This is a genomic window from uncultured Merdimonas sp., assembly GCF_963929015.1.
In the GTDB taxonomy this organism is placed as follows: domain Bacteria; phylum Bacillota; class Clostridia; order Lachnospirales; family Lachnospiraceae; genus Merdimonas.
This window is the reverse complement of the sequence record NZ_CAWVHE010000005.1, coordinates 1-21,523: the sequence shown is the minus strand read 5'-3', so window position 1 is coordinate 21,523 and position 21,523 is coordinate 1. Positions and strand designations below refer to the sequence as shown.

Below are 21,523 nucleotides of genomic sequence, written 5' to 3'. Positions count from 1 at the left end.
CACTAGATCGCGTGTTGTAAAAAATGCGAGGTGATCCCTGCGCCGTTTTGCGTCGTGTTAAGTATGCGAAACGCGGTGGTGGTACAGCCGGATCTGTCGGTGATCTGTGACCGGACAAAGATACAGGACGGAGTATGTATGGGGCCGCCGGATCTGGTGGTGGAAATTCTGTCCCCAGGTAATAAGAAGTATGACTGCCTGGAGAAGCTGGGAATTTATTCGAAATACGATGTGCGGGAGTATTGGATCATCGATCCGGAACAGGAAAATATCATGATGTATGACCTGGAGGAAGGCATGTCGCCCGTGGTAAAGCCTTTCAGGGAAAAGATGGCTTCGCGGGTGATCAAAGGTCTGACTTTAAACCTGGGAAAACTGCTGGCAGAGCATGATGCAATGTTTGAATAAAAGAGAATACCGGATTGACAAAAAGAACATTTGTTCGTATAATTGGTTTATCGAACAAATGTTCTTTTGCGCAAATGGGGACGTAGACAAATGCAATAGGTGTACGTCCCCGGGAGGTGGTTGTATGCGGATCCAGGAGACGATGGACCTTTATGATAAACTTCAGATTCTTACGGATGCGGCAAAGTATGATGTGGCCTGCACGTCGAGCGGGGCGGACCGTAAGGGAGACGGCACGGGGATGGGAAGCTGCGAGCGGGCGGGGATCTGTCACAGCTTCTCGGCGGACGGCCGCTGTATTTCGCTTTTGAAGATTTTATTTACCAATGAATGTATTTACGACTGTAAATATTGTATCAACCGCCGGACCAATGATGTGCCGCGGGCTTCCTTTACGCCGGACGAGGTCTGTACACTGACTATGGAGTTTTACCGGAGAAACTATATCGAGGGGCTTTTCTTAAGCTCGGGTGTGCTTGTGAGCCCGGACTATACCATGGAGCTTTTATACGCCACGCTCTATAAACTGCGCAGAGAGTGTAATTTTCAGGGGTATATCCATGTCAAGGCGATTCCGGGGGCCAGCAGGGACCTGGTGGAGCGTCTGGGGGTTTCTGGCAGACCGGATGAGCATAAACCTGGAGCTCCCTACGGCGGACGGGCTGAAAGCCCTGGCTCCCCATAAGACGCGAAAGAAAATATTAGAGCCTATGCGTCTGGTGCAGACAAGGACAGCGCAGAACAAGCAGGAGATCCAGGTGTACCGGGGAGCACCCAGGTTTGTGCCGGCAGGACAGAGTACGCAGATGATCATCGGCGCTACTCCGGAGACGGATTATCAGATTATCCAGGTGGCCCAGTCCCTCTATCAGAAATTTGACCTGAAAAGAGTGTTTTACTCGGCCTTTGTGCATGTAAATGAAGATTCGGCGCTTCCCGCCAGGACGGGAGAAGGGCCTCCGCTTCTTCGGGAGCACCGGCTGTACCAGGCGGACTGGCTGCTGCGTTACTATTACTTTCAGGCGGAGGAACTTTTGTCTGAGGAGGATCCGAACTTCAATGTACTGTTTGATCCTAAATGTAACTGGGCTTTGAAGAATCTGAACTATTTCCCGGTGGAGATCAACCAGGCGGAATACCGGATGCTTCTTCGGGTGCCGGGGATCGGATATAAGTCTGCGTCCAGGATCGTGAAGGCGAGACGGCTGGGAGTCCTGAAATTTGAGGATCTGAAGAAAATGGGAGTGGTGTTGAAAAGGGCGCTGTACTTTATTACCTGCAGCGGGAAAATGATGTATCCTACCCGGATGGAAGAGGATTATATCGCAAGGAATCTGCTGGAGACAAAAGAAAAGCTGCCTGTGGAGGTCAGAAACATGGGATACCGGCAGATGTCGCTGTTTGACGACGTTAGATTCAGGGAGAATGTGATGCTATGAAAACGATCTATGTGTGTGAGGATTCTGTGACAGGGATCTATTCCGGGATCTACGACGCCTGGAAGAGTGGAAAGGAAGAAGGGGAGTGCGGAATCGCCCTGAAGGGGCTGGTAGAACAGGAGCTGTTCTGTGATTATGCTGAAGTGGAGGAAAGCTGGAAAAAAGCTGCCGCAGTGGACCGGATGATTCGGAAAAACCTGGGAGAAAGAACGCATCGGGACCTCTATTATGCGCTCCTTTCCAATGACAGAGAGAAAGGAAATGTGGTGCTTGGAACCATGATGGCGGCCAGGCGTCTTCCGGACAGCAGGAGGATCATGGAACATCTAAGCCACCCGATGGTAGAAAAAGTCTTTGAACTGAGTCGGAGTGTGGGAGGAGAAGCCCATAATCTGAAAGGGTTCTTAAGGTTCCGGGAACTGGAAAATGGCGTGCTGTATGCGCCGATCACACCGAAAGCCCAGGTGCTTACCTGTCTCGCACCGCATTTTGCCGACCGGCTGCCTCTGGAAAACTGGATGATCCATGATAAGAACCATCAGATGTTTGCCGTCCATGAGGCGGGGAAGCAGTGGGTTCTGGCAGAAGAGACAGAAGAAATGAGAAAGAAGCAGAAAGAAAAGTTTGATCGTGTGTCCGTGGAGGAGGGACAATACGTCCGCCTGTGGAAGGGATTCTGCCGGGCGATCTCGATTGAAGAACGGAAAAATCCAGGGTGCCAGCTCAGCCATCTTCCGCTTCGATACCGGCCGAATATGACAGAATTTGCAGGGGAAAATATCCGCTAAAGCCCCAGCGGAACATCTGCGGGAAAGAATCAAGAGAACGGCAGGAGAGAGCAGGCCTCTTGCAGAGTCCGCAGCCAGTGTGGTAAGATGTCTTCGGAGTCCGGAAAGGGACTGAATAGAAAAGATAGGAAGAGATCATATGGAAACAGAACAGCCGCTGGTCCGGATTTCTGTCCGAAACCTGGTGGAATTTATCCTGCGCAGCGGAGATATCGATAACCGGGCAGGAGGGGCAGACAAAGATGCAATGCTCCTTGGAGGAAAGATCCATCGGAAGATCCAGCGCAGAATGGGAGCAGATTACCACGCCGAAGTGGCGATGAAAATGGAGATTCCCTGCCGCGGTTTCATATTGTCCGTGGAAGGAAGAGCGGACGGAGTCATAGAGACCCTTTCCGGCATTGTGATCGATGAGATCAAAGGGATATATAAAGATCTGGAGCTTTTAAAAGAACCGGTTCCGGTACATCTTGCCCAGGCCAAGTGCTACGCCTATATCTATGCCAGCCAGCAGAGCCTGGAAGAGATTGGCGTACAGATGACCTACTGCAATATGGATACCGAGGACATCAAAAGATTCCAGAGCGTCCATCAGACGGAAAGCTTAAAGGAATGGTTTCTGGGGATTGTCGGGCAGTACGAAAAATGGGCCAGATTCCAGATAGAGTGGAGAGAAAAGAGAAATGCTTCGATCCGGGAGGTGCATTTTCCCTTTGCCTACCGGGAAGGGCAGAAAAAGCTGACCGCTGCTGTCTACCGGACGATCGAACAGAAAAAGAAGCTTTTTATCCAGGCGCCGACAGGCGTGGGGAAGACCATTGCCACAGTCTTTCCGTCCATCAAGGCAATGGGAGAAGGACTGGGCGAGAAACTCTTTTATCTGACGGCCAAAACCATCACCAGGACCGTGGCCTGGCAGGCTTTCGAGACCCTGCGTGACCAGGCGCTCCGGATGAAGGTGATCGTGCTGACGGCAAAGGAAAAGATCTGCTTCTGTGAAGAGACGGAATGCAACCCGGACGCCTGCCCCTATGCGAAAGGTCATTTCGATCGGGTCAACGATGCCGTCTATGAGCTTCTGACTACCACTGACGCCATCAGCCGGGAAGTGATCGAGGAGCAGGCAGAAAAATGGAAGGTCTGTCCCTTTGAACTGGGGCTGGATATATCGACCTGGGTAGATGCCGTGATCTGCGACTATAATTATGTCTTTGATCCCAATGCGCATCTGAAGAGATTCTTTGGCGAGGGAAACAAAGGCGACTACCTGTTCTTGATCGATGAGGCCCACAACCTGGTAGACCGGGGCCGGGAGATGTACAGCGCCAGGATCTGTAAAGAAGACTTTCTGAAGATTAAGAGGATGGTGAAGACAGAGGATGTAAAGCTTGGAAAACGGCTGGAGGAATGTAACCGCCAGCTTCTCTCCCTGAAGCGGGAGTGCGACGGCTGTCAGGTTCTGAACAGTGCGGGGAACGTCTATTTGAAGCTGGTCTCTTTAATGGGCGAGATGGAGCGTTTCCTGGAGGAATGTGACAGGGAAGAAATCCGGAAAGAAGTTCTGGAATTATATTTTGATGTACGGACATTTATCGGTGTGTATGAGGTGCTGGATGAAAGCTATATGATCTATTCGGAACTTGGCGGAGATGATAAATTTTATCTTCACCTGTTCTGTGTCAATCCTGCCGGAAGACTGAAAGAATATCTGGAAAAGGGAGCAAGTACAATCTTCTTTTCAGCGACACTCCTTCCGATCCACTATTACAAAAAGCTTCTCAGCACAGTGACGGACGATTACACGATTTATGCAGAATCGCCTTTTGATACAGAGCACAGGCTGCTGATGCTGGGGACGGATGTGAGCACCAGGTACAAGCTCCGGGGAACTCTGATGTACCGGAAATACGCAGAGTACCTGTTGAAGGTGGCGGAAGCGAAAGCGGGAAATTATATAGCGTTTTTCCCCTCCTATCGGTTTATGGAAGAGGTATACGAGGAGTTTTTGGCTCTCCTGGAGGAAAAAGGCGGGGACGTGGAGTATGTGATGCAGTCCCAGTATATGTCGGAGGAGGCCAGGGAGATTTTCCTGGAAAACTTTGAGGAAGACCGGGAAAACAGCCTGATGGGCTTTTGTGTGCTGGGTGGTATTTTTTCAGAAGGGATCGATCTTACGGAGGATAAGCTAATCGGCGCAGTGATCGTGGGGACAGGGCTTCCCCAGGTGTGCAGGGAGCGGGAGCTTCTGAGACAGTATTTTGACGGGCAGGGGCTTAAAGGATTCGATTACGCCTACCTGTATCCGGGAATGAACAAAGTGCTCCAGGCGGCCGGACGGGTGATCCGTACGGATGAGGACCGGGGCGTGATCCTTCTCCTGGACGACCGGTTTGCGGACAGACGGTACCGGGAGACTTTTCCCAGAGAATGGGCATCCTACAGCTTTTGTAATGGAGAAAACGCATCGGAGAAGATCCGAAAGTTCTGGGAGTCAGAAAAAGAAGACTGATTACAACAAAAAGGAGTGACAGCATGAAGAAATTGCATGGGGCAGCAGGCTTTGCGGCGATGTTTCTGGTCATCATCGCACTGCTGATCACCAGTTTCCAGATAGGGATCTATGGAGATCCGGAGTATGGATTTTACAAAGAGGAATATGAAAAGTATAACGTGACAGATTCTCTGGATATGACCATAGAAGATGTCATGGAAGTAACAGAGTATATGATGGATTATCTGATCGGAAGAGAAGAGGTGCTTTCCATCGAGACAAATGTGGATGGAGAAACCCAGGATTTCTTCAATGAGCAGGACAGACTGCACATGGAGGATGTGAAGAACCTGTTCCTGGGAGGGCTAAAGCTTCGTACGGTCTGCCTTGTGCTGGCAGTGCTGCTTGTGCTCTTTCTGGCAGCCACAAAGGCGGACATGAGAAAGCAGATCACCAGAGGGTATTTTCTGGCGCTTGGCGTGTTCGGCGTGCTGATCGTGGTGCTTCTGTGCTCTTTTGCCGTGGACTTTACCGCCAGCTTTACTCTTTTTCATGAAATTTTTTTTTACCAATGATCTGTGGCTCTTTGATCCGGCGACGGATTATATGATCCGGATGCTGCCGGAGGGATTCTTCTATGATATGGTCATGCGGATCGGGGCCTGGTTTGTGGGAGGCCTGGTTTTACTTTTCGCGGTCATGGCCGGATGGAGACAGAGGGCTCTCTGGAAATTCTGGGAACGGCATAAAAAGAATGACAGGAAATCGACAGACAGCCAATAGTTTGGTTTTACTAATCGGGATTCCTGTGTTATGATGGTCTTAGGATTGCGTGAGCATGGGATGTGCCAGTGATCCGTGGCATTACTTCAATAATAAGACGGAAGATGGAGGAAGCTTTATGGGCAATGTAAAACGCGTATATGTAGAGAAAAAGCCGGAGTATGCAGTACAGGCGAAGGATCTGTACCATGAGATTTCCGGTTATCTGGGGATCAGAAGCCTTGAAAATGTGCGGGTGCTGATCCGTTATGATGTAGAAAATATGACAGACGAGACCTTCGAGAAGGCATGCAGCGGCATCTTTTCAGAGCCGCCTGTGGACACGCTGTACCGGGAAGAGTTTCCGGTAAAAGAAGGAAGCCGTGTGTTTTCCGTAGAATTTCTGCCCGGACAGTTTGACCAGAGAGCAGATTCGGCGGTTCAGTGTGTACAGTTCATTAAAGAAGACGAACAGCCGGTGATCCATACGGCTACCACATATGTGGTAGAGGGGGCAGTCTCAGATGAGGAATTTGAGGCGATCAAAAAACACTGTATCAATCCGGTGGATTCCAGAGAGACAGGCATGGAAAAGCCGGAAACTCTGGTAACACAGTTTGAAGAGCCGGAGGATGTGATCATCTTCGAAGGCTTTAAAGATATGGAAGAAGAGCCGTTAAAAGAGCTGTATGATTCGCTGGGCCTGGCGATGACATTTAAAGATTTTCTCCATATCCAGAATTATTTCCGGGGAGAGGAAAAACGGGATCCGTCCATGACGGAGATCCGGGTGCTGGACACCTATTGGTCTGACCATTGCCGGCACACCACCTTTTCCACAGAACTGACGGACGTTACCTTCGGAGAGGGTGACTATAAAGCTCCGATCGAAGAAACCTACCGGCAGTATCTGGCGGATCACAGTGAGATTTTCAAGGGCAGGGAGGATAAGTTTGTCTGCCTGATGGATCTTGCTCTGATGGCTATGCGTAAGTTAAAAAAGGAAGGAAAGCTTGAGGATCAGGAGGAGTCTGAAGAGATCAACGCCTGCAGCATCGTGGTTCCGGTAACGGTAGACGGCGTGGAGGAAGAATGGCTGGTCAACTTTAAGAACGAGACCCACAACCACCCCACAGAGATCGAACCCTTCGGTGGAGCCGCTACCTGCCTGGGCGGAGCGATCCGTGATCCGCTGTCAGGACGTACCTATGTCTATCAGGCTATGCGTGTGACAGGTGCGGCAGATCCGACAGTATCAGTGAAAGACACCTTAAAAGGAAAGCTTCCGCAGAAAAAACTGGTCAGAGAAGCAGCTCATGGATACAGCTCCTACGGAAACCAGATCGGTCTGGCGACAGGAGCAGTAAAAGAAATCTATCATCCCAATTATGTGGCAAAACGTATGGAGATCGGGGCGGTACTTGGAGCAGCGCCCAGAAGAGCTGTGATCCGGGAAACCTCTGATCCTGGAGATATCATCATCCTGCTTGGCGGACGCACCGGGCGTGACGGCTGCGGCGGAGCGACGGGCTCTTCTAAAGTGCATACAGAAGAGTCCACGACTACCTGCGGTGCGGAGGTACAGAAGGGGAATCCGCCTACCGAGCGTAAGATCCAGAGACTGTTCCGCAGAGAGGAAGTCAGCAGGTTGATCAAGAAATGTAACGACTTTGGCGCAGGTGGTGTATCAGTAGCTATCGGAGAGCTGGCAGACGGCCTTAAAGTTGATCTGGACAAAGTGCCGAAGAAATATGCCGGCCTGGACGGAACGGAGATTGCAATCTCTGAATCCCAGGAGCGTATGGCAGTGGTTATTGATCCAAAAGATGCCGATACATTTATGGCTTATGCAGCAGAAGAAAATCTGGAGGCCACAAAGGTGGCAGTTGTGACGGAAGAGCCAAGACTCAGACTTTCCTGGAGAGGAAAAGAGATCGTAAATCTTTCCCGCGCGTTCCTGGATACCAACGGTGCACACCAGGAGACAACTGTGGCTGTAGATATTCCGAACCGTAAAGATACCATCCTGACCCGTCAGGAGGTGGGTGATGTCAGAGAACAGTGGCTTGGTACCCTGAAAGATCTGAATGTGTGCTCACAAAAGGGACTGGTGGAGATGTTCGACGGTTCCATCGGGGCCGGCTCTGTATTTATGCCTCACGGCGGCAAGTATCAGATGACAGAGACCCAGGCTATGGTAGCTAAGCTTCCGGTGCTGAAAGGCGACTGTGACACGGTGACCATGATGAGTTATGGATTCGATCCGTTCCTGTCTACCTGGAGCCCGTATCACGGAGCAATTTATGCGGTAACAGAATCAGTGGCGAAGATCGTGGCTTCCGGCGGAGACTATCAGAAGATCCGCTTTACATTCCAGGAATATTTCCGCCGCATGACAGAGGATCCACACAGATGGAGCCAGCCGTTTGCAGCCCTTCTTGGCGCTTATAACGCACAGCTTGGCTTCGGCCTTCCGTCTATCGGAGGAAAGGACAGTATGTCCGGTACGTTCGAGGATATTGACGTTCCGCCGACTTTAGTGTCCTTTGCGGTAGACATTGCAAGAGAAAAGGATATTATCACGCCAGAGCTTAAGAAGGCGGGAAATAAACTGGTATGGCTTCGGATAGAGACAGATGAGTATGACATTCCTGTTTATGAAAAAGTGATGGAGCAGTACGGAAAATTTCATGAAGATATAGGAAACGGCCGGATCGTATCCGCTTATGCCCTGGACCGTCACGGGATTGCGGCGGCAGTCAGCAAGATGGCATTTGGAAACGGCTGCGGCGTAAAGATCGAGCACAATCTGGATCCGAGAGACTTCTTCGCACCAGGCTTTGGAGACCTGATCGCAGAGGTGCCGGCCGGAGAAGTTGGAAATCTCCAGATTTCCTATACTGTGATCGGTGAGGTGACAGACGATGGACGCTTCTCCTATGGAAACTGTGTGATCGGGCTGGACGAGGCAGAAAGTGCATGGAAAGGAACTCTGGAACAGGTATTTGCTACCAGTTCTGGCGCGGAAGATACAGATGACTGGACACTGCCTGCAAAAGAGAGCGAAGACGGAAAACTGCAGGAAGACGGATGCTTCCATGCTTCCCGCGTTCATATCTGTGAACACAAGATTGCACAGCCTACCGTGTTTATTCCGGTATTCCCGGGGACGAACTGTGAATATGACAGCGCGAAAGCTTTCGAACGTGCCGGTGCAAAGGTAGTCACCAAGGTATTTAAGAACTTAAGCGCTGCAGATATCGTGGACTCTGTCCAGGTGTTTGAACAGGCGATCGCCCAGGCGCAGATTATCATGTTCCCAGGCGGTTTCAGTGCAGGCGATGAGCCGGACGGCTCCGCAAAATTCTTTGCTACGGCATTCCAGAATGCAAAGCTTAAGGAAGCAGTAGAGAAGCTGCTGAATGAAAGAGACGGGCTGGCACTCGGCGTATGTAACGGCTTCCAGGCACTTATTAAGCTGGGGCTGGTTCCGGACGGAAAGATTACCGGACAGAACGGACAGTCCCCGACGCTGACCTACAATACTATCGGACGCCATATCTCCAAAATGGTTTACACAAAGGTAGTAACGGATAAATCCCCGTGGCTTGCGAAAGCCAAGCTTGGCGGCGTATATGTCAATCCGGCATCCCATGGAGAAGGAAGATTCGTGGCTCCGAAAGAGACGATCCAGAAGCTGTTTGAAAATGGCCAGGTGGCTACACGCTATTGCGATCCGGAGGGAAATGTTACAAAGAATGAAGAGTGGAATGTAAACGGATCCTATTATGCCATTGAAGGAATTACAAGTCCGGACGGAAGAGTGCTTGGAAAGATGGCTCACTCTGAGCGCAGAGGCCGCAGTGTGGCAGTAAATATTTACGGAGAACAGGATATGAAGATCTTTGAATCCGGTGTGGCTTACTTCAAATAAAATTGCATTTTTCAGAGAGGAATATTGCAATCCGGATTAAAAAGCTATAAAAAATCCGTGGAAAATGCAGGAACAGATGTATAAAGCTGCAAAAAAATGATAAAAAAATACAAAAAACACTTGAGTTTTTTGGCAGAATACTTTATTCTGTTAAACAGACAAAGGTGTCAAAAGGAGCTGGCTCTTTGCCGGCTCCTTTTCACGTATATTATATCAAAGCATCAAGGAGGAAGAAAGAATGTCTTATGTTGATGAAGTCCTGGAAAAAGTAGTAGCCAAAAATCCGGCGGAACCGGAATTTCACCAGGCGGTGAAGGAGGTCCTGGAGTCTTTAAGAGTAGTGATTGAAGCAAATGAGGAGAAATACAGAAAAGACGCGCTTCTTGAAAGACTGGTAGAGCCGGAGAGACAGTTCAAGTTTCGTGTTCCGTGGGTAGATGATAAGGGACAGGTACAGGTGAATACTGGCTACCGTGTACAGTTCAACAGTGCGATAGGACCTTACAAGGGTGGTCTTCGCCTGCATCCGTCAGTAAACCTTGGAATCATCAAATTCCTTGGATTTGAGCAGATTTTCAAAAATTCGCTGACAGGCCTTCCGATCGGCGGAGGAAAAGGCGGATCTGATTTTGATCCGAAGGGAAAATCTGACAGAGAGGTAATGGCATTCTGCCAGAGCTTTATGACAGAGCTTTGTAAATATATTGGAGCAGACACTGACGTGCCGGCAGGAGACATCGGAACAGGTGCAAGAGAGATCGGATATATGTTCGGACAGTATAAGAGAATCAGAGGCCTTTACGAAGGAGTACTTACCGGAAAAGGATTAAGTTATGGAGGATCTCTGGCAAGAACAGAGGCTACCGGCTACGGGCTTCTTTATCTGACTGAGGAGATGCTGAAACTGAACGGCATAGAACTGGCCGGAAAAACCGTGGCGGTATCAGGTTCCGGAAACGTTGCTATTTATGCGACAGAAAAGGCACAGCAGCTGGGCGCAAAGGTAGTGACAGTCAGTGACTCTACCGGATGGGTATATGATCCGGATGGAATTGACGTTTCTGCCCTGAAGGAGATCAAGGAGGTACAGCGCGCAAGGCTGACCGAATATAAAAAATATCGTCCGAATTCTGAATACCACGAAGGACGCGGCGTGTGGGCTGTAAAGGTAGATATTGCACTTCCCTGCGCAACTCAGAATGAACTGAATCTGGAAGATGCAAAGCTTCTTGTGGAAAATGGATGTATCGCAGTAGCAGAGGGAGCAAATATGCCGACTACTATGGAAGCGACAGAATATCTGCAGAAGAACGGCGTATTGTTTGCGCCTGGAAAGGCTGCCAACGCCGGCGGTGTTGCAACTTCCGCATTAGAAATGTCTCAGAACAGCGAGAGATTAAGCTGGAGCTTTGAGGAAGTAGACGGAAAACTGAAAGGTATCATGGTAAATATCTGCCACAATATGGTGGATGCTGCAAAGCGCTACGGCATGGAAGGAAATTATGTGGCAGGCGCCAATATTGCAGGTTTTGAAAAGGTTGTAGATGCCATGAATGCTCAGGGAATCGTATAGAAAACAACGGTTTTTCAGAGAATCTAAAAAAAATGAAAAAAAGTGTTGACATTTGGAGTTTTTTCATAGTATAATAGCAAAGCGGGTTCGAGGTACGGACCCGCAGGAATATGGGGTCTTAGCTCAGCTGGGAGAGCATCTGCCTTACAAGCAGAGGGTCATAGGTTCGAGCCCTATAGGCCCCATATCAAATGTGGCGGGATAGCTCAGTTGGCTAGAGCACACGGTTCATACCCGTGGTGTCGCTGGTTCAAATCCAGTTCCCGCTATTTTTTATGCACAGACTGAGGAAGAGGGAAATGATGAAACGGACGGCAGGTCAGTTAAGACTGCCGTCCGTTTCATTTTACAAAGAAAGACAAATCATGTATAATACAAACAAAATTGACTCAATATGAGAAAAGGATGGAGGAAAATCTATGCTGGATAAAAAGACATTGACTTTTCGGGTGATTGCGGGCCTGGCGCTTTTATATGTAGGCGGGAACCTGATCAGGTCATCACTGGCTGATCAGCCGGAACACTATGTGATCTATGCGCTGGCCGGAGCGGCCTTTGCGCTTCTTGGCGTTGTATGGGGAGGTCTTGCGATTAAAAAGCTGGCCACCCATGATTATAAAGAAATGATGGATGATGATGCAGAAGAGATGGAACGGGCGCTAGAGGATGCAGAAAAAGAAGAGGAGAAGTAAAGATGCGGATCGGGATGGGATATGACGTTCACCGTTTGGTGGAAGACAGGGATCTGATCCTTGGAGGGGTCAGGATTCCATATGAGAAGGGACTGCTGGGACATTCGGATGCAGATGTGCTCCTTCATGCGATTATGGATGCACTCCTGGGGGCGGCGGCATTAGGCGATATCGGGAAGCATTTCCCGGATACGGATTCGGCGTATAAAGGGGCGTCCAGTCTGAAGCTGCTGGAGCATGTGGGTGATCTGATCGGGCAGGAGCTTTATGTGATCAGTAATATTGATGCCACCATCATCGCACAGAGGCCCAAGATGGCACCGTATATTGAAGAGATGCGGGAAAATGTGGCAAAAGTACTGCACCTGGAGGTTTCCCAGGTGAATATCAAGGCAACGACGGAGGAAGGGCTTGGATTTACCGGAAGCGGGGAAGGAATCTCGGCACAGGCTGTAGCAGCCCTGGAAACAGTGGCGAACTACAGTTATACGGCGGCCTCCACTGAGGCGGGCTGTGCCGGCTGCGGCGGCTGTCCGCGGATGCAGGGAGGCGAAGAGTCATGAACGTCAGAAAATTAGAGACGGAAGAACAAGGGATGACCAGGTTCCTCTATGAAGAGGCATTTCCGGAGGACAGCCAGGCTTTCACCGATTATTACTATACAGAAAAGACAAAGAACAATCAGATATATGTGCTGGAGGAAGAGGGAAAGATCTGTTCCATGGCTCATCTGAATCCTTATTCCTTATCTGTAAATGGAAGCCGGAAGGAAACTCATTATATTGTGGCAGTGGCTACGAAAAAGGAGTGCCGCAGACGGGGATATATGGGAGCCGTCCTGAGGAGGGCGCTTGAGGATATGTACCGGGAGGGGGAGATATTTACTTTCCTGATGCCGGCGGCAAAGGGAATCTATGAGCCCTATGATTTTCGTACGGTATTTGAACAGACAAGGCCCTATGTAAAGGATCTGGAAGGATGGATACAGGCAGGAGGGAAAGACTGCCAGGAACTATCGGAGTGGGCCAACGACAGCCTTAAGAAGAGCTGCCAGGTCTATGCTGTCCGGGATGAAGACTATTATCTCAGGATGCTGCGGGAATATGAAAGTGACGGCGGGAAGCTCCTTTTAAAGAGAGATGCGCAAGGGAAGATCACGGATTTTGGCATCTGGGTGCCGAAAGAACATCCGGAGCAGGGTAAGATCATGGTGCGGATCCTGGACGTAAGAAGGATGCTGATGTCTCTTGAGCTTTCTGAACTAACAGGCGTGTGCTTTACGGTGACGGATCCCATCATCGAGGACAATAACCGGTGCCTGACCCTTATGGGGACTGAGTTCTCGGGAGTCATGCTGATGGATGCAAAGCCGGAGAACAGCGAGGGTGTGATAAGCGTCCGGGCGCTTGCCGACCTGGTGTTTGGCGTGAAATCCATAGAAGAATTAAGAAAGGAAGAGGGCGTCAGTATGTCAGACCGGATGGCCGGGGAATTAGAAAAGCTCCTTCCGCTTTCTGAAATCTATCTGAATGAAATGGTATAAGGGATAAAGTATAAAGAGCTCGGAAGGGCTCTTTTCTTTTTGCACTTGTTTTCTTCAGAATATCTTTAGAAATTTGTCCGGATGCTCTTAAGAAATATGGGCTATGCTGTTAGATAGAAAGGAGGAAGGTCTTTACGATATTTGCATAAAATCGTATCATTAAGACAGGAAAGAAAACGAGGGGAGAAAGATACTATGGAAATGAACCATGTGCTGATCGTAGAAGATGACAAGGAAATCCGGGAAGGGATCGAGATATATTTAAAAAGCCAGGGATATGAAGTGTTCCAGGCTGCGGATGGTATCGAGGGCCTGGATGTGATCCGGAAAGAAGAAATCCACCTGGCCATTGTGGATGTTATGATGCCAAGGATGGACGGGATCCAGATGACGATGAAACTGCGGGAAAGCTATGATTTCCCGGTGATATTTTTATCGGCGAAGTCAGAGGAAGTGGATAAGATCCTGGGGCTTAACATGGGGGCGGATGATTATGTGACCAAACCATTTACGCCTATGGAACTTCTGGCAAGGGTAAATTCCCAGCTCCGCAGATACCGGCGGTTTATGGAAAAGCTGGATCAGAATACCAAAGAGGAGCATATACATATCGTTGGCGGACTGGAACTCAATGAGGACAGAGTAGAAGTGACGGTGGACGGGGAGCTGGTGAAGGTGACGCCGACAGAATACAAGATCCTGCTGCTTATGATGACACATCCGGGGCAGGTGTTTTCAGCGGAAGAGATCTATGAATGGGTATGGCATGAGCGGGCCGTCAACACAGATACGATCATGGTGCATGTAAGAAATATCCGGGAGAAGATTGAGATCAATCCCAGAGAACCAAAATATTTGAAGGTGGTGTGGGGAGTTGGATACAAAATTGAAAAACAGGCATAAGCTGGCGGTAGTGCTGATCATACTGACTCTTTTGATGGCAACGGCAAATATAACATCGTACTATGGCCTTTATGAAAACCAGATGAAGGAGGAACAGGAAAATTCAAGGCAGGCAATGCTTCGTTCCGAGGATTTCTTAAGGCAGTTTGTCCAGGCCTCCTGGGTCATTTATCTTGAAGAAGACAGGGACGTTTCGTGGGGGGAAGAAGGAACCGGATATGCGGGCATGAGTCTGGAAGACGTCATCCCCAGCACCCTGCAGGAATATGACGGATTCTATCCTTACCTGGAGTATGTGATGGCAGATGGGGACGGCGACGTTATTTCGCAGAGTGTGGCGCCTATAGGGGAGGATCTGACAGAGGGAGACTTCTCGAATTATGCCATTGCACTGAACTTAAGCTATGACGGAAATGGGGAGGCGGATATCCGGGTCCGGAAAGGGCCGGACCGTGCGGAAATTGCCCGGGAATTCCGGAGGGTCCTGAATGGACTGGAGGCAGGGGATTACTGGGGGGAAATGCCTTCGGAGTATGATATTCCGATGCCTGCGAACAGAGAATTTACCTTTGCGATGACAGAGGGAAACCTCTGGACATATCTGGAAGAGCATTTTTACTATGCAGACGATCTGCTGCCAGATGGCGGACAGACGCATATCTTCGGGCTGAGCTTATTGGTGGCTGCGGCGGCGCTTTTATATCCGCTGGTCAAATCTTTCAACACCGGAGACGAAAAGGTGTTCCGGGCACCGCTGGAAGTGGTGTGCATTGCAGCTGTCCTGGTCATTACAGCAGTGTGTGTAAATGCAGGATGGATGATCCGCCGAAGTGATGGCGTGGCAGGGCCTTTGGATCTTGCCGTATGGTTCCTGTATTTTGCGGTTGTCTACTGGGCGGCAGGAAACCTGAGGCGGATCTTTGTCCTTGGACCTATACCGTATTTCAAGGAATATTCTCTTTTGGTGTCCCAGAAGTGCGGCATCCGAAAAGGCGTAAAAGAAGCCTGGGAAACCATGGGAAGATGGCGGAAACGGGCGATGGACACCCTGCTGGACCTGAAACTATCTGACGTAAATAACCGGATGATCCTGAAGGTGGTGGGACTTAATTTTGTGATCCTGGCAGTAATTACCTGCTTTTGGTACTATGGCCTGATCCTGCTGGTGATTTATTCCGCAGTATTATTCTACTTCCTGAGAGGGTACTTCCGGGATATCCGTGAGAAATATGACCGCCTCAATATAGCGGCGGCGGCCATCGCAAACGGGGATCTAAAGACCGAGATTCCCGCTGACACGGGGCTTTTTGAACCGGTGGCGGAAAGCCTTCAAAAGATCCAGGAGGGATTCGGAAAAGCGGTGGAGGAAGAGGTGAAAAGCCAGCGGATGAAAACAGAACTTATCACCAACGTGTCTCATGACCTGAAGACTCCGCTGACGGCAATCATTACTTATGTGGATCTTCTAAAAAAGGAAGAGGATCCGGGAAAGCAGAAGGAATACGTGGAGGTGCTGGAGAAGAAGTCCCAGCGGCTGAAAGTCCTGATCGAGGATCTGTTTGAGATCAGCAAGGCGGGCTCTGGAAATGTGAAGCTGGAGCTAATGGATGTGGATGTGGTTAACCTGTTCAAGCAGGTAAAGCTGGAGCTGGAGGACAAGATCAAAAAGGCTGACCTGGATTTCAGATGCAGCTATCCGGAAGAAAAGCTGACCGTCCGTCTGGACAGTCAGAAGACCTATCGGATCTTTGAAAACCTGCTGGTGAACATCGTAAAGTATGCCATGCCTCATACCAGGGTGTTTATTGAGATCCTGCGGGAAGATGACCAGGCGGTGATCCGGATGAAGAATATTTCCGAACAAGAGCTGAACATTCAGGGGCAGGAGCTGACAGAGCGGTTTGTCAGAGGAGATGCCGCCAGAAATACAGAAGGTGCAGGGCTTGGCCTTGCCATCGTGAAAAGCTTTGTAGAACTTCAGGGAGGGGAGTTTGGCATAGAAATTGACGGAGATCTGTTTAAAACACAGGTGAGATTCCGGGATTTGTGTTGACAAAACCCAGATTTTCACATATGATATAATCTATACGAAAAAGACGTAGAACGGAAAGAGTAACAGATAACATAGGCTGCCAGAGAGAAACTGTCACCGGCTGAGAGCAGTTTTAAGCGGAAGTGTCTGTGAAGTGCATCCGGGAGTCGATCCGGCGAGCGAAAAGTGCGGCATGAAAGGCCAGACAGAGTATCGGGTAGCCGGGTACGTCAGACGCGCGTTAGGCGTCCGAAAGAGGAGAGGACTTTTCTGCCCTGAGTAACGGGAACTAAGAAAAGGAATCTCTAAAAGAGTGGAACCGCGGATATACTTCGTCTCTTGCATGCAGGAGACGAAGTTTTTTTTATTCCATCAGAGACCCTATTCTGAAAATCATAAAAGGAGCGTGTGTATGGGAATCATATCTTATGTAAAAGAAGAGATACAGGTAATCCGTGAACGAGACCCGGCGATCAAGTCTAACATGGAGGTGTTTTTATACCCCAGCTTTCAGGCAATCCTGCGTTACCGCGTTGCTCATAAGCTGTATCGGAAAAAACATTATTTTCTGGCAAGATGGGTATCTCAGCGGGCTGCAAGGAAAACAGGGATCGAGATCCATCCGGGTGCGACGATCGGGAAGGGCCTGTTCATCGACCATGGCAGTGGAGTAATCATCGGGGAGACGGCAGAGCTTGGCAATAATGTGACTCTGTACCAGGGCGTTACCCTTGGCGGTACCGGTAAGGAACATGGCAAGCGTCACCCTACCCTGAAGGATAACGTGATGGTAAGTGCTGGAGCCAAGGTGCTGGGCTCATTTACCATCGGAGAAAATTCGAAGATTGGTGCCGGCAGCGTAGTTCTGAAAGAGGTTCCGCCGAACTGTACAGTAGTAGGAGTGCCGGGGCGGATCGTAAAAAGAGAAAATCAGCGGATTCCGCGGATGGATCTGGATCAGGTACATCTGCCGGATCCTATTAGCAGTGATATTCTTAAGCTTCAGAATGATAATCTGTGGATGCGCCGGAAGATCGAAGAGCTGGAGGAGATTATCTGCAAGTTTCATCAGGAAGAGAAAATCGGTTAAAAATAAAGAAGATTCAGGAGGAAAATAAGATGATAGAATTATATAATACTTTATCCAGGAAAAAGGAGGAGTTTGTCCCTATGGAAGAAGGAAAAGTAAGGATGTATGTCTGCGGACCTACCGTCTATAACCTTATCCATATTGGAAATGCGCGCCCTATGATCGTGTTCGACACAGTCCGCCGGTATTTCGAGTATAAAGGCTATGATGTGAATTTTGTTTCCAACTTTACAGACGTGGATGACAAGATTATTAAAAAGGCCATTGAAGAGGGAGTGTCTGCTGACGAGATATCGAAGCGCTATATTGCAGAGTGCAAAAAAGACATGGAAGGCATGAACATCAAGCCGGCCACGAAAAATCCGCTGGCTACGGAGGAGATCTGCGGGATGGTTGATATGATCCAGACACTGATCGACAAGGGTTATGCTTACGAAAAGAACGGCACCGTTTACTATCGTACCCGGAAGTTCGAGGATTACGGCAAATTGTCTCATAAGAATCTGGATGACCTGCGTTCCGGAGAGCGTGCCCTTCTTGTAACCGGAGAGGATGAAAAGGAAGACCCGCTGGACTTCGTGCTCTGGAAGCCGAAAAAAGAAGGAGAGCCTTTCTGGGAGTCGCCCTGGTCCGAGGGACGTCCGGGATGGCATATTGAATGCTCCGAGATGTCCAAGAAGTACCTGGGCGAGCAGATCGACATTCATGCAGGCGGCGAGGATCTGGTATTTCCTCATCACGAAAACGAGATCGCTCAGAGTGAAGCGGCCAACGGCAAAGAATTCGCAAAATACTGGATGCACAATGCGTTCCTGAATATTGACAATAAGAAGATGAGTAAGTCCCTTGGAAACTTCCGGACTGTGCGGGAGATCAGCGAGCAGTATGATCTGCAGGTGCTGCGTTTCTTCATGCTCAGCGCTCACTACAGGAGCCCCTTAAACTTCAGCGCGGATCTGATGGAAGCTTCGAAAAACGGACTGGAGCGTATTGTAAATGCAGCAGAAAATCTGAAATTCCGGATGAAGAATGCAAAAGAAGAGGCTTTCACAGAGGCAGAACAGGAAGCTTACGCAAAGACAGAGGAATTTGTGGGTAAATTCGAAGCTGCCATGGATGATGATTTCAATACGGCAGACGCGGTGGCAGCCGTCTTTGATCTGGTAAAATATATTAATACCAATACCTCAGAGGAAAGCTCCGCGGAATATCTGAAGAAGCTTCTGGAACGTCTTACGAAGCTGTGCGACGTGCTGGGGCTGATCGTGGATAAGGAAGAAGAAATGCTTGCCGAGGATATCGAGAAGATGATCGAAGAGAGACAGGCGGCAAGAAAGGCAAAGGATTTTGCGAAGGCAGATGCTATCCGGGACGAACTGCTGGCAAAAGGGATCATTCTGGAAGATACGAGAGAAGGCGTAAAATGGAAAAAAGCGTAGAGTGGCAGTTTGAGGCCGCCATGCAGGAAATCTTTCAGCTGAGAGAGGTGGAGATACAGGAGTATTCCCCTCTCACGCTGGCCTATATCGGGGACGGGATCTATGAGCTTTTGATCCGGACACTGGTAGTCAATGAGGGTAATAAGCCGGTACAGAAACTCCATAAAGAGACCAGTGCCCTGGTGCAGGCGTCTGCCCAGTCGAAGATGATGAGGCGTCTCCAGGAGGAACTGACAGAGGAGGAGCATGCGGTATATAAAAGGGGAAGGAATTCCAAGAGTGTGTCCCCGGCCAAAAACCAGTCGGTAACGGATTATCGCAGAGCAACCGGCTTTGAGGCTCTGATGGGATACCTGTATCTGAAAAAGGACTGGGAGCGGATGCTTAAGCTGGTAAAGACCGGGCTTGAAAGCCTGGAAGAGTCGTAAATAGCACACAGGCGGCAGAATGGAGAAGTTCATGAGAGAAGAAAAGAGAACCAATGAAAATATGATCGAGGGCAGAAATGCCGTACTGGAGGCCTTCCGGTCCGGAAAAACGGTAGATAAGCTCTATGTCCAGGACGGCTGTAAGGACGGCCCGGTACAGACAATCTTAAGAGAAGCAAGGAAACAGGATACCATTGTCCAGTTTGTAGGGAAGGAACGTTTGTCCCAGCTCTCAGAGACAGGAAAGCATCAGGGAGTGATCGCAAGTGTTGCATCCTATGCGTATTCCACGGTGGAAGAAATGCTGGCGCTGGCAAAGGAGCGTGGTGAGGATCCGTTTCTGATCCTTCTGGATAATATTGAAGACCCCCATAATCTGGGGGCTATCATCCGTACGGCAAACCTGGCGGGAGCCCATGGCGTAATCATTCCGAAGCGCAGGGCAGCAGGTCTTACAGCGGTGGTGGCAAAGACGTCGGCGGGAGCGCTTCATTATACCCCGGTGGCGAAGGTGACCAATCTGGTGAAGACCATGGAGGAATTAAAGGAGCAGGGGCTCTGGTTCGTGTGTGCGGATATGGACGGCGAACGTATGTATGACCTGAATCTGAAGGGCCCTATCGGCCTGGTGATCGGCAGCGAAGGCGAAGGCGTGGGACGCCTGGTCAAGGAAACCTGTGATTTTGTGGCGTCGATCCCCATGAAAGGGCAGATCAGTTCCCTGAATGCATCGGTGGCGGCGGGCGTCCTGGCCTATGAGATCGTCAGACAGCGCCTTGGCTAATGCAGGGGGCGAAAACGGAAAACAGATGAGGAATCAGCGGGAGGGAGGCATAAGGATGCCAAATTACGGGCAGATGGCGGATGAAGAACTGATCCGCAGATACCGGGAAGGCGACAGGGATGCTCTGGACCATATCATGGAAAAATACAAGGATCAGGTCCGCAAAGAAGCCAATGCCATGTATCTTCTGGGCGGAGAGAATGAAGATCTGATCCAGGAGGGAATGATCGGCCTCTTTAAGGCGGTGCAGGATTATGATGGACAGCAGGGAGCCTCCTTTTTCAGCTTTTCCAGACTGTGTATCAACCGGCAGATGTATTCGGCGATTGCCGCATCCCGGAGAAAGAAACACAGTCCTTTGAATACCTATGTGTCTTTTTATGAAGATCACGAAGAGAGCGCTCCGCTGATCGAGACCATGCCCGCCGGACAGGAGTCGAGTCCGGAGGAGCTCTTTGTCAGCCGGGAGTATGCGGAGTTGATCGAGAGCAGGCTGGAAGAGAGTTTAAGTGATCTGGAAAAACGGGTGCTCTATCTCCATCTGAGGGGGACGGACTACAAGACAATAGCAAGACTTCTGGATAAGAGCCCCAAAACGGTGGACAATGCTCTCCAAAGGATCAAGGCCAAGACGGCAAAAATCCTGGAAAGAGAAAAAGAGTAAAAAATGTAAAAAAGGATATTGACAAACAGGTCCTGTGTATTGTATATTACTACTGTTGCATATGACAGATATGCGTGCTGCCGTGGCTCAGTCGGTAGAGCGTCGCCTTGGTAAGGCGGAGGTCGGCGGTTCGATTCCGCTCGGCAGCTTGGACTCCCTTTTCGGGAGTCTTTTTTTCTATCAAAATCCAGAATGGATAAACGCCTTGTTTCAAAAAAATATTTATGATAATATAAGGTACAGTTACGTAGAATGAGGAGGAACAACATGGGAGAAGAATTGGTTTCCAAGAATTTTATCGAGCAGGAAATAGATAAGGATCTGGCAGAGGGTGTCTACACCGAGGTCTGCACCAGATTCCCGCCGGAGCCAAATGGATATCTGCATATCGGGCATGCAAAATCCATACTGTTGAATTATGGCCTGGCAGAAAAATATAACGGCACGTTCCATCTGCGATTCGATGATACCAATCCGACCAAAGAGGATCTGGAGTTTGTGGAGTCCATCAAGGAAGATGTGAAATGGCTGGGAGCAACACGCGATCTAGTGT

General features: G+C 49.6%; 18 protein-coding genes, 3 tRNA genes, 1 pseudogene and 1 other annotated feature. All 22 genes and pseudogenes read left to right on the top strand.

From position 1 onward, the window contains the following. The first annotated feature begins 30 nt into the window (after nt 1-30). A complete protein-coding gene (locus tag ABGT54_RS04055) occupies nt 31-408 on the top strand; it encodes a Uma2 family endonuclease (RefSeq protein ID WP_346662950.1) in 378 nt (125 codons plus the stop codon). A gap of 124 nt (nt 409-532) precedes the next feature. After that, nucleotides 533-1,847 (top strand): annotated as a pseudogene (locus ABGT54_RS04050) (putative DNA modification/repair radical SAM protein). Further along, nucleotides 1,844-2,635 (top strand): TIGR03915 family putative DNA repair protein, encoded by a 792-nt coding sequence (locus ABGT54_RS04045; RefSeq protein WP_270643718.1) that lies wholly within the window; start codon nt 1,844-1,846, stop codon nt 2,633-2,635. The pseudogene ABGT54_RS04050 and the gene ABGT54_RS04045 overlap by 4 nt, the downstream one beginning before the upstream one ends. A 139-nt stretch (nt 2,636-2,774) precedes the next feature. Continuing rightward, nucleotides 2,775-5,144, top strand: a complete 2,370-nt coding sequence (locus tag ABGT54_RS04040) for an ATP-dependent DNA helicase (protein ID WP_346662949.1) — start codon at nt 2,775-2,777, stop codon at nt 5,142-5,144. 23 nt (nt 5,145-5,167) lie between these two features. Continuing rightward, nucleotides 5,168-5,701, top strand: coding sequence for a DUF1461 domain-containing protein (locus ABGT54_RS04035; protein ID WP_346662948.1), 534 nt, complete (start codon nt 5,168-5,170; stop codon nt 5,699-5,701). Next, complete coding sequence (locus ABGT54_RS04030) at nt 5,679-5,909, top strand: DUF1461 domain-containing protein (protein WP_346662947.1); 231 nt, start codon at nt 5,679-5,681, stop codon at nt 5,907-5,909. Before ABGT54_RS04035 ends, ABGT54_RS04030 begins: the two co-directional genes overlap by 23 nt. A gap of 118 nt (nt 5,910-6,027) precedes the next feature. After that, nucleotides 6,028-9,822 carry a phosphoribosylformylglycinamidine synthase gene (locus ABGT54_RS04025; protein WP_346662946.1) on the top strand — a complete coding sequence of 1,265 codons (3,795 nt, stop codon included), beginning with the start codon at nt 6,028-6,030 and terminating at the stop codon, nt 9,820-9,822. A gap of 238 nt (nt 9,823-10,060) precedes the next feature. After that, nucleotides 10,061-11,395, top strand: a complete 1,335-nt coding sequence (gdhA, locus tag ABGT54_RS04020) for an NADP-specific glutamate dehydrogenase (RefSeq protein ID WP_070089887.1) — start codon at nt 10,061-10,063, stop codon at nt 11,393-11,395. Nucleotides 11,396-11,507: 112 nt separating this feature from the next. Continuing rightward, nucleotides 11,508-11,580, top strand: a tRNA-Val gene (locus ABGT54_RS04015). 10 nt (nt 11,581-11,590) lie between these two features. Next, nucleotides 11,591-11,664: transfer RNA gene (locus ABGT54_RS04010), tRNA-Met, on the top strand. Between the two features lie 150 nt (nt 11,665-11,814). After that, complete coding sequence (locus tag ABGT54_RS04005; RefSeq protein WP_070088928.1) at nt 11,815-12,087, top strand: hypothetical protein; 273 nt, start codon at nt 11,815-11,817, stop codon at nt 12,085-12,087. A gap of 2 nt (nt 12,088-12,089) precedes the next feature. Continuing rightward, entirely contained in the window at nt 12,090-12,650 is a 561-nt protein-coding gene (gene ispF, locus ABGT54_RS04000) for a 2-C-methyl-D-erythritol 2,4-cyclodiphosphate synthase (RefSeq protein WP_346662945.1), read from the top strand. Beyond that, the gene (locus tag ABGT54_RS03995) at nt 12,647-13,630 is read left to right on the top strand and encodes a GNAT family N-acetyltransferase (protein WP_346662944.1); all 984 of its coding nucleotides are present in this window, start codon (nt 12,647-12,649) and stop codon (nt 13,628-13,630) included. Before ispF ends, ABGT54_RS03995 begins: the two co-directional genes overlap by 4 nt. Before the next feature lie 195 nt (nt 13,631-13,825). Beyond that, nucleotides 13,826-14,533 carry a response regulator transcription factor gene (locus tag ABGT54_RS03990; protein WP_346662943.1) on the top strand — a complete coding sequence of 236 codons (708 nt, stop codon included), beginning with the start codon at nt 13,826-13,828 and terminating at the stop codon, nt 14,531-14,533. Further along, nucleotides 14,505-16,586, top strand: a complete 2,082-nt coding sequence (locus ABGT54_RS03985) for a HAMP domain-containing sensor histidine kinase (protein WP_346662942.1) — start codon at nt 14,505-14,507, stop codon at nt 16,584-16,586. The genes ABGT54_RS03990 and ABGT54_RS03985 overlap by 29 nt, the downstream gene beginning before the upstream one ends. Before the next feature lie 37 nt (nt 16,587-16,623). After that, nucleotides 16,624-16,908, top strand: a binding site (T-box leader). A 69-nt stretch (nt 16,909-16,977) separates the two neighbouring features. Next, the gene (epsC, locus tag ABGT54_RS03980; RefSeq protein ID WP_270643712.1) at nt 16,978-17,655 is read left to right on the top strand and encodes a serine O-acetyltransferase EpsC; all 678 of its coding nucleotides are present in this window, start codon (nt 16,978-16,980) and stop codon (nt 17,653-17,655) included. 32 nt (nt 17,656-17,687) lie between these two features. Continuing rightward, nucleotides 17,688-19,094: a cysteine--tRNA ligase gene (cysS, locus tag ABGT54_RS03975; protein WP_346662951.1), complete on the top strand. Its 1,407-nt coding sequence runs from the start codon at nt 17,688-17,690 to the stop codon at nt 19,092-19,094. Then, the gene (locus ABGT54_RS03970) at nt 19,079-19,522 is read left to right on the top strand and encodes a ribonuclease III domain-containing protein (RefSeq protein WP_070088934.1); all 444 of its coding nucleotides are present in this window, start codon (nt 19,079-19,081) and stop codon (nt 19,520-19,522) included. The genes cysS and ABGT54_RS03970 overlap by 16 nt, the downstream gene beginning before the upstream one ends. A gap of 31 nt (nt 19,523-19,553) precedes the next feature. After that, on the top strand, nt 19,554-20,306 hold the full coding sequence (rlmB, locus tag ABGT54_RS03965) for a 23S rRNA (guanosine(2251)-2'-O)-methyltransferase RlmB (protein ID WP_070088935.1): 753 nt from the start codon (nt 19,554-19,556) through the stop codon (nt 20,304-20,306). A gap of 55 nt (nt 20,307-20,361) precedes the next feature. Continuing rightward, on the top strand, nt 20,362-20,970 hold the full coding sequence (locus tag ABGT54_RS03960) for a sigma-70 family RNA polymerase sigma factor (protein WP_070088936.1): 609 nt from the start codon (nt 20,362-20,364) through the stop codon (nt 20,968-20,970). Nucleotides 20,971-21,046: 76 nt separating this feature from the next. Next, a tRNA-Thr gene (locus ABGT54_RS03955) sits at nt 21,047-21,119 on the top strand. A gap of 118 nt (nt 21,120-21,237) precedes the next feature. Further along, nucleotides 21,238-21,523, top strand: a 286-nt coding sequence (locus ABGT54_RS03950) for a glutamate--tRNA ligase family protein (RefSeq protein WP_346662941.1), incomplete at its 3' end; no start/stop codon positions are given.

What these genes read in the sequence shown, in the direction of transcription:
- ABGT54_RS04045 (WP_270643718.1), top strand. Translation starts at nt 1,844, where the DNA reads ATGAAAACGATCTATGTGTGTGAGGATTCTGTGACAGGGATCTATTCC.
- ABGT54_RS04040 (WP_346662949.1), top strand. Translation starts at nt 2,775, where the DNA reads ATGGAAACAGAACAGCCGCTGGTCCGGATTTCTGTCCGAAACCTGGTG.
- ABGT54_RS04035 (WP_346662948.1), top strand. Translation starts at nt 5,168, where the DNA reads ATGAAGAAATTGCATGGGGCAGCAGGCTTTGCGGCGATGTTTCTGGTC.
- ABGT54_RS04030 (WP_346662947.1), top strand. Translation starts at nt 5,679, where the DNA reads ATGAAATTTTTTTTTACCAATGATCTGTGGCTCTTTGATCCGGCGACG.
- ABGT54_RS04025 (WP_346662946.1), top strand. Translation starts at nt 6,028, where the DNA reads ATGGGCAATGTAAAACGCGTATATGTAGAGAAAAAGCCGGAGTATGCA.
- gdhA (WP_070089887.1), top strand. Translation starts at nt 10,061, where the DNA reads ATGTCTTATGTTGATGAAGTCCTGGAAAAAGTAGTAGCCAAAAATCCG.
- ABGT54_RS04005 (WP_070088928.1), top strand. Translation starts at nt 11,815, where the DNA reads ATGCTGGATAAAAAGACATTGACTTTTCGGGTGATTGCGGGCCTGGCG.
- ispF (WP_346662945.1), top strand. Translation starts at nt 12,090, where the DNA reads ATGCGGATCGGGATGGGATATGACGTTCACCGTTTGGTGGAAGACAGG.
- ABGT54_RS03995 (WP_346662944.1), top strand. Translation starts at nt 12,647, where the DNA reads ATGAACGTCAGAAAATTAGAGACGGAAGAACAAGGGATGACCAGGTTC.
- ABGT54_RS03990 (WP_346662943.1), top strand. Translation starts at nt 13,826, where the DNA reads ATGGAAATGAACCATGTGCTGATCGTAGAAGATGACAAGGAAATCCGG.
- epsC (WP_270643712.1), top strand. Translation starts at nt 16,978, where the DNA reads ATGGGAATCATATCTTATGTAAAAGAAGAGATACAGGTAATCCGTGAA.
- ABGT54_RS03970 (WP_070088934.1), top strand. Translation starts at nt 19,079, where the DNA reads ATGGAAAAAAGCGTAGAGTGGCAGTTTGAGGCCGCCATGCAGGAAATC.
- rlmB (WP_070088935.1), top strand. Translation starts at nt 19,554, where the DNA reads ATGAGAGAAGAAAAGAGAACCAATGAAAATATGATCGAGGGCAGAAAT.
- ABGT54_RS03960 (WP_070088936.1), top strand. Translation starts at nt 20,362, where the DNA reads ATGCCAAATTACGGGCAGATGGCGGATGAAGAACTGATCCGCAGATAC.